At 61.3% G+C, this 7809-nt stretch carries 7 protein-coding genes; all 7 read left to right on the forward strand.

The window, feature by feature from the left end; translation table 11 throughout:
- Positions 1–486: ATP-dependent protease subunit HslV (gene hslV, locus HX786_RS24555; RefSeq protein ID WP_178912707.1), on the forward strand; the 486-nt coding region annotated here is incomplete at its 5' end.
- 38 nt (positions 487–524) lie between these two features.
- The gene (gene hslU / locus HX786_RS24560; RefSeq protein WP_003209321.1) at positions 525–1862 is read left to right on the forward strand and encodes an ATP-dependent protease ATPase subunit HslU; all 1338 of its coding nucleotides are present in this window, start codon (positions 525–527) and stop codon (positions 1860–1862) included.
- A gap of 162 nt (positions 1863–2024) precedes the next feature.
- Positions 2025–2402, forward strand: coding sequence for a gamma-butyrobetaine hydroxylase-like domain-containing protein (locus tag HX786_RS24565; protein ID WP_003209319.1), 378 nt, complete (start codon positions 2025–2027; stop codon positions 2400–2402).
- 249 nt (positions 2403–2651) lie between these two features.
- Positions 2652–4331 (forward strand): class II poly(R)-hydroxyalkanoic acid synthase, encoded by a 1680-nt coding sequence (phaC, locus tag HX786_RS24570; protein WP_178912708.1) that lies wholly within the window; start codon positions 2652–2654, stop codon positions 4329–4331.
- A 152-nt stretch (positions 4332–4483) separates the two neighbouring features.
- Positions 4484–5329 (forward strand): poly(3-hydroxyalkanoate) depolymerase, encoded by an 846-nt coding sequence (gene phaZ / locus HX786_RS24575; RefSeq protein ID WP_003209316.1) that lies wholly within the window; start codon positions 4484–4486, stop codon positions 5327–5329.
- 101 nt (positions 5330–5430) lie between these two features.
- Positions 5431–7113 carry a class II poly(R)-hydroxyalkanoic acid synthase gene (gene phaC / locus HX786_RS24580; protein ID WP_178912709.1) on the forward strand — a complete coding sequence of 561 codons (1683 nt, stop codon included), beginning with the start codon at positions 5431–5433 and terminating at the stop codon, positions 7111–7113.
- A 27-nt stretch (positions 7114–7140) separates the two neighbouring features.
- On the forward strand, positions 7141–7761 hold the full coding sequence (locus tag HX786_RS24585) for a TetR/AcrR family transcriptional regulator (RefSeq protein ID WP_008439270.1): 621 nt from the start codon (positions 7141–7143) through the stop codon (positions 7759–7761).
- Positions 7762–7809: the final 48 nt, after the last annotated feature.

Genomic DNA, 7809 nt, shown 5'->3' on the forward strand with positions numbered 1-7809 from the left:
GGCGGCGACGGCCAGGTTTCACTTGGCAATACCGTGATGAAAGGCAACGCGAAAAAAGTCCGTCGCCTGTACCACGGCCAGGTCCTCGCCGGTTTTGCCGGCGCCACCGCTGACGCCTTTACCCTGTTCGAGCGCTTTGAAGGCCAACTTGAGAAGCACCAGGGCCATCTGGTCCGTGCCGCCGTCGAGCTCGCCAAAGAATGGCGCACCGACCGCTCCCTCAGCCGCCTGGAAGCCATGTTGGCCGTCGCCAACAAAGACGCCTCGCTGATCATCACCGGCAACGGCGACGTGGTTGAACCCGAAGAAGGCCTGATCGCCATGGGCTCCGGCGGCGGCTACGCACAAGCGGCGGCCAGCGCCCTGTTGAAGAAAACCGACCTGTCGGCCCGGGAAATCGTCGAGACTGCCCTGGGTATCGCTGGCGACATCTGTGTCTTCACCAACCACAACCTGACCATTGAGGAGCAGGACCTCGCCGAATAAGCCGCAGGCTTATTCCCGCTTGAGGACCGCCAATTACTATGTCCATGACTCCCCGCGAAATCGTCCATGAACTCAATCGCCATATCATCGGCCAGGACGATGCCAAGCGCGCCGTTGCCATCGCCCTGCGTAACCGCTGGCGCCGGATGCAACTGCCCGAAGAATTGCGCGTTGAAGTAACCCCCAAGAACATCCTGATGATCGGCCCGACCGGTGTCGGTAAAACCGAGATCGCCCGGCGCCTGGCCAAGCTGGCCAATGCTCCGTTCATCAAGGTCGAAGCCACCAAGTTCACCGAAGTGGGCTATGTGGGCCGTGACGTCGAGTCGATCATTCGTGACCTGGCCGACGCTGCCCTGAAGCTGCTGCGCGAACAGGAAATGACCAAGGTCAGCCATCGCGCCGAAGACGCCGCTGAAGAACGCATCCTCGACGCCTTGCTGCCACCGGCACGCATGGGCTTCAACGAAGACGCCGCGCCAAGCTCGGATTCCAACACCCGCCAGCTGTTCCGCAAGCGCCTGCGTGAAGGCCAGCTGGACGACAAGGAAATCGAGATCGAAGTCGCCGAAGTGTCCGGCGTCGACATCTCCGCACCGCCTGGCATGGAAGAAATGACCAGCCAGTTGCAGAACCTGTTCGCCAACATGGGCAAGGGCAAGAAGAAAAGCCGCAAGCTCAAGGTGAAGGAAGCGCTGAAACTGGTGCGTGACGAAGAGGCCGGGCGCCTGGTCAATGAGGAAGAACTCAAGGCCAAGGCCCTGGAAGCGGTCGAGCAGCACGGCATCGTGTTTATCGACGAGATCGACAAGGTGGCCAAGCGCGGCAATTCCGGCGGCGTCGACGTGTCCCGCGAAGGCGTGCAGCGCGACCTGCTGCCGCTGATCGAAGGCTGCACCGTCAACACCAAGCTGGGCATGGTCAAAACCGACCACATCCTGTTTATCGCTTCCGGTGCGTTCCACCTGAGCAAGCCAAGTGACCTGGTGCCGGAGCTGCAAGGCCGTCTGCCGATTCGCGTTGAGCTGAAAGCGCTGACGCCGGGCGACTTCGAACGCATCCTCAGCGAGCCGCATGCGTCGCTGACCGAGCAATACCGCGAGCTGCTGAAAACCGAAGGCCTGGGGATTGAGTTCCTGCCGGACGGTATCAAGCGTCTGGCGGAGATTGCCTGGCAGGTCAACGAGAAGACCGAGAACATCGGTGCCCGTCGCTTGCACACCCTGCTTGAGCGCCTGCTGGAGGAAGTGTCCTTCAGTGCCGGCGACATGGCGGGCGCGCAGAATGGCGTGGCAATCAAGATCGACGCCGACTACGTCAACAGCCACCTGGGCGAATTGGCGCAGAACGAAGATCTGTCTCGTTATATCCTGTAAGCCTCACGCAGGAACCGCTCTGCTTTAATGTGGGAGCGGGCTTGCTCGCGAATGCGGTGGGTCAGTCACAATTGCATGAACTGACCCACCGCATTCGCGAGCAAGCCCGCTCCCACAGTTTAAAGCCGGTTCCTTCAGGATCATCTCTGAGCGGTTCCCCAAATGACCAAACTGCCTACCGCCATCAACCTGCACAAAGCCTCCAGGACCCTGGGCCTCACCTACGGTCCCGACGAGGTGTATCAACTGCCCGCCGAATTCCTTCGCGTGCACTCCCCCTCCGCCGAGGTCCAGGGCCACGGCAAACCGATCCTGCAATTCGGCAAGCTCAATGTCGGCTTGACCAAGATCGAACCCGCCGGCCAATACGCACTGAAATTGACCTTCGACGATGGCCATGACAGCGGATTGTTCACCTGGGACTACCTCTATCAACTTGCCGTGCGTCAGGACGCGCTGTGGGCTGACTATCTTGCCGAGCTGAAAGCCGCCGGAAAAACCCGCGACCCGAGCCAGTCGGTCGTGCGGCTGATGCTCTAGCCCAGGCCTCTTGCTCATTAGTGGGCATTTTCTAATTCCATCTGCTTGAATGCCCCTCTGTCGTGGCCAACGATTGGCCCGCTTGCGAAAAAAATTAAACTCGGGTAACCAATGGAACTGGCAAGTTCCCTGCATTTGACGATGCGGTATTAACGGTCACCCGAGCAGTAGTACCAGGCTGTGCTGTGTGGCAAGTAGTGGTACACAGCGGTACCCGGTACTCGTCTGTCGGACAATGGAGCGTCGTAGATGAGTAACAAGAACAACGATGACTTGAAACGCCAGGCCTCGGAAAACACCCTGGGGCTGAACCCGATCATCGCGTTACGGAAAAAGGATTTACTGGCATCCGCTCGGATGGTGCTGACCCAGGCCATCAAACAACCGTTGCACAGCGTCAAGCATGTCGCCCATTTCGGCGTCGAATTGAAGAACGTGGTGTTCGGCAAATCACAGCTGACACCCGAGGCCGACGACCGTCGTTTCAACGACCCGGCGTGGACCCAGAACCCGCTCTACAAACGTTACCTGCAAACCTACCTGGCGTGGCGCAAGGAGCTGCACGACTGGATCGGTGACAGCAACCTGTCGGAACACGACATCAGCCGCGGCCACTTCGTCATCAACCTGATGACCGAGGCCATGGCGCCCACCAACAGCGCGGCCAACCCGGCGGCGGTCAAACGCTTCTTTGAAACCGGCGGCAAGAGCCTGCTGGATGGCCTGTCCCACCTGGCCAAGGACATGGTGCACAACGGCGGCATGCCGAGCCAGGTCAACATGGGCGCCTTTGAAGTGGGCAAGAGCCTGGGCACCACCGAAGGCGCCGTGGTGTTTCGCAACGATGTGCTGGAGCTGATCCAATACCGGCCGATCACCGAGCAGGTGCACGAACGTCCGCTGCTGGTGGTGCCGCCGCAGATCAACAAGTTCTATGTATTCGACCTGAGCCCGGACAAGAGCCTGGCGCGCTTCTGCCTGCGCAATAACCAGCAGACGTTTATCGTCAGTTGGCGCAACCCGACCAAGGCCCAGCGCGAGTGGGGCCTGTCGACCTACATCGAGGCGCTGAAAGAAGCGGTCGATGTGGTGAGCGCGATCACCGGCAGCAAAGACATCAACATGCTCGGCGCCTGCTCCGGCGGCATCACCTGCACCGCCCTGCTGGGCCACTACGCGGCGCTGGGCGAGAAGAAGGTCAACGCCCTGACCCTGCTGGTGAGCGTGCTGGACACCACCCTGGACACCCAGGTGGCGTTGTTCGTCGACGAACAGACCCTGGAAGCGGCCAAGCGCCATTCCTACCAGGCCGGTGTGCTGGAAGGCCGCGACATGGCCAAGGTGTTTGCCTGGATGCGCCCCAATGACCTGATCTGGAACTACTGGGTCAACAACTACCTGCTGGGCAACGAGCCACCGGTGTTCGACATCCTGTTCTGGAACAACGACACCACCCGCTTGCCGGCCGCGTTCCATGGCGACCTGATCGAACTGTTCAAGAACAATCCCTTGGTGCGGGCCAATGCCCTGGAAGTGTGCGGCACGCCGATCGACCTGAAGCGGGTCACTGCCGATATTTATTCTTTGGCCGGCACCAACGACCACATCACACCGTGGCAGTCCTGCTACAAGTCGGCGCAGCTGTTTGGCGGCAAGGTGGAGTTTGTGCTGTCCAGCAGCGGGCATATCCAGAGCATTCTGAACCCGCCGGGCAATCCCAAATCGCGTTACCAGACCAGCGATACGATGCCGGGCAAGGCCCTGGACTGGCAGGAGAACGCCACCAAGCACACCGATTCGTGGTGGTTGCATTGGCAGGCGTGGCAGGCGGAGCGGTCGGGCAAGTTGAAGAAGGCGCCTGCGAACCTGGGCAACAAGACTTATGCAGCGGCGGAAGCGGCGCCGGGCACATACGTTCACGAAAGGTAGGCGGGAATGGGATCAAATGTGGGAGCTGGCTTGCCTGCGATGGCATCAACTCGGTGTGCCTGATACACCGTAGCGTCTGCATCGCAGGCAAGCCAGCTCCCACATTGACCGTGTTCCCGCAGGGAAATAGCGCCATTTTGCAGGGTAAGCCCATGCCGCAACCGTTCATCTTCCGTACCATCGACCTGGATGGCCAAGCTATCCGCACGGCGGTACGCCCGGGCAAGCCTCACTTGACGCCGCTGCTGATTTTCAATGGCATCGGCGCCAACCTTGAGCTGGTGTTTCCGTTCGTCCAGGCCCTGGACCCGGACCTGGAAGTGATTGCCTTTGATGTGCCAGGCGTCGGCGGCTCGTCGACCCCCAGCCGGCCTTATCGCTTTCCCGGCCTGGCCAAACTCACCGCGCGCATGCTCGACTACCTGGACTATGGCCAGGTCAACGCGGTGGGCGTTTCCTGGGGCGGCGCGCTGGCGCAGCAGTTCGCCTATGACTATCCGGAACGCTGCAAGAAGCTGATTCTGGCCGCCACCGCCGCCGGTGCCTTTATGGTGCCGGGCAAGCCGAAAGTCTTGTGGCTGATGGCCAGCCCCCGGCGTTATATCCAACCGTCCCACGTGGTGCGCATTGCACCGATGATCTACGGCGGCTCCTTCCGTCGGGATTCGAAACTGGCCGCCGAACACGCGAGCAAAGTGCGTTCGGCGGGCAAGCTGGGTTACTACTGGCAACTGTTCGCCGGGCTTGGCTGGACCAGCATCCACTGGCTGCACAAGATCAAGCAGCCGACCCTGGTGCTGGCCGGCGACGACGACCCGCTGATCCCGCTGATCAACATGCGCATGCTGGCCTGGCGTATTCCCAACGCCCAATTGCACATCATCGACGACGGCCATCTGTTCCTGATTACCCGGGCCGAGGCCGTGGCGCCGATCATCATGAAGTTTCTCCAGGAGGAACGCCTGAGGGCGGTGATTCACCCGCAACCCGCACTTTAGACGGCAGCGGTCAGGACGACCGCGCCGCGCAACTTGGCCAGAACCGACTATGGTTCTGAATTGGCGTGCTTGTTGATGGCTTGACGAAGGAGTGTTGGCGCATGCGAGAAAGACCCGTATCGAACCCGGTGCCCACACCCGCCGCGTTCATCAATATTGAAAGTGCGATCACCGGCCTGCGCGGCCGGGATTTGCTCTCGACCCTGCGCAGCGTCGCCGCACACGGCTTGCGCAATCCGGTGCACACCGCCCGCCACGCCCTGAAGTTGGGCGGGCAATTGGGCCGCGTGCTGCTCGGGGAAACGGTGCACGAGCCGAACCCGAAGGACAGCCGCTTCGCCGACCCGACCTGGCAGCTCAACCCGTTTTATCGGCGCAGCCTGCAAGCCTACCTGAGCTGGCAAAAACAGACCCGCCACTGGATCGACGACAGCAACCTCAGCGCCGACGACCGGGCGCGGGCGCACTTTGCCTTTGCCCTGCTCAACGATGCGGTGTCGCCATCCAACACCCTGCTCAACCCGCTGGCGATCAAGGAGCTGCTCAACTCCGGCGGCAACAGCGTGGTGCGTGGCGTCAGCAACCTGTTCGACGACCTGCTGCACAACAACGGCTTGCCGCGCCAGGTCACCAGGCAGGCCTTTGAAGTCGGCAAGACGGTGGCCACCACACCCGGTTCGGTGGTGTTTCGCAATGAACTGCTGGAGCTGATCCAGTACAAGCCCATGAGCGAAAAACAGTACGCCAAGCCGCTGCTGGTGGTGCCGCCGCAAATCAACAAGTACTACATTTTCGACCTGAGCCCGAACAACAGCTTCGTCCAGTTCGCCCTGAAAAGTGGCCTGCAAGTGTTTATGGTCAGCTGGCGCAACCCGGATGTACGCCACCGCGAATGGGGCTTGTCCACCTACGTCGCGGCTTTGGAAGAAGCGCTGAACGTAACCCGCGCAATCACCGGCGCCCGTGAGGTCAACCTGATGGGCGCCTGCGCCGGTGGCCTGACCATCGCCGCGCTGCAAGGCCATCTGCAGGCCAAGCGCCAGCTGCGCCGCATCTCCAGCGCCAGCTACCTGGTGAGCCTGCTGGACAGCCAGATCGACAGCCCCGCCACCCTGTTCGCCGACGAACAGACGCTGGAAGCCGCCAAGCGCCGCTCCTACCAACAAGGCGTACTCGACGGCCGGGACATGGCCAAGGTATTCGCCTGGATGCGTCCCAACGACCTGATCTGGAACTACTGGATCAACAATTACCTGCTGGGCAAGGAACCGCCGGCCTTCGACATCCTGTACTGGAACAACGACAACACCCGCCTGCCCGCCGCGCTGCATGGCGACTTGCTGGACTTCTTCAAGCACAACCCGCTGAGCCACCCCGGCGGCCTGGAGGTGTGCGGCACGCCTGTCGACTTACAGAAAGTCACGGTGGACAGTTTCAGCGTGGGCGGCATCAACGACCACATCACGCCGTGGGACGCGGTGTACCGCTCCACCCAGCTGCTGGGCGGCGACAAGCGCTTCATTCTGTCCAACAGCGGGCATGTCCAGAGCATCCTCAACCCGCCGGGCAACCCCAAGGCCAACTACGTCGAGAACCTCAAGCTGAGCAGCGACCCGCGCGCCTGGTACTACGACGCCAATCATGTCGAGGGCAGCTGGTGGCCCAACTGGCTGGCGTGGATCCAGCAGCGCTCCGGTGTACAGCGCGAAACACTGACCGCCCTGGGCAACCAGAATTACCCACCGATGGAAGCGGCGCCGGGCACCTATGTGCGAGTCCGCTGAGCCCCACGACGACTTTAAGAAGACTGGATGAAGACCCGCGACCGTATCCTTGAATGTGCCTTGCAGTTGTTCAACCACAAGGGCGAGCCGAACGTGTCGACCATGGAGGTGGCCAATGAAATGGGGATCAGCCCCGGCAATCTCTATTACCACTTCCATGGCAAGGAACCGTTGGTGCTCGGTCTGTTCGAGCGCTTTCAAAACGAATTGGCGCCGTTGCTCGATCCGCCGGAAGACGCACAACTGGCGGCCGAGGATTACTGGCTGTTCCTGCACCTGATCGTGGAGCGCATGGCGCACTATCGGTTTCTGTTCCAGGACCTGTCGAACCTGGCGGGCCGCTTGCCGAAACTGGCCAAGGGCATCCGCAACCTGCTGACGGCGCTCAAGCGCACGCTGGCCTCGTTGCTGGCCCGCCTCAAGACGGATGGGCAACTGGTCAGTGAAACCCAGGCGCTGGGGCAGTTGGTGGAACAGATCACCATGACCTTGCTGTTTTCCCTGGACTACCAGCGGATTCTCGACCGAGCAGGTGAGGTGCGGGTGGTGGTGTACCAGATCATGATGCTGGTGGCCCCGCATCTGCTGATGCCGGCGAGGCTGGCGACAGAGAGGTTGGCGCTGCGCTACCTGGACGACGCGGACTAAAATGTGGGAGCGGGCTTGCTCGCGAAAGCGGAGTGTCAGTCAATACAT

The sequence above is a fragment of the Pseudomonas sp. 21615526 genome (genome assembly GCF_013386245.1).
Taxonomy (GTDB): domain Bacteria; phylum Pseudomonadota; class Gammaproteobacteria; order Pseudomonadales; family Pseudomonadaceae; genus Aquipseudomonas.

What these genes read in the sequence shown, in the direction of transcription:
- hslU (WP_003209321.1), top strand. Translation starts at nt 525, where the DNA reads ATGTCCATGACTCCCCGCGAAATCGTCCATGAACTCAATCGCCATATC.
- HX786_RS24565 (WP_003209319.1), top strand. Translation starts at nt 2,025, where the DNA reads ATGACCAAACTGCCTACCGCCATCAACCTGCACAAAGCCTCCAGGACC.
- phaC (WP_178912708.1), top strand. Translation starts at nt 2,652, where the DNA reads ATGAGTAACAAGAACAACGATGACTTGAAACGCCAGGCCTCGGAAAAC.
- phaZ (WP_003209316.1), top strand. Translation starts at nt 4,484, where the DNA reads ATGCCGCAACCGTTCATCTTCCGTACCATCGACCTGGATGGCCAAGCT.
- phaC (WP_178912709.1), top strand. Translation starts at nt 5,431, where the DNA reads ATGCGAGAAAGACCCGTATCGAACCCGGTGCCCACACCCGCCGCGTTC.
- HX786_RS24585 (WP_008439270.1), top strand. Translation starts at nt 7,141, where the DNA reads ATGAAGACCCGCGACCGTATCCTTGAATGTGCCTTGCAGTTGTTCAAC.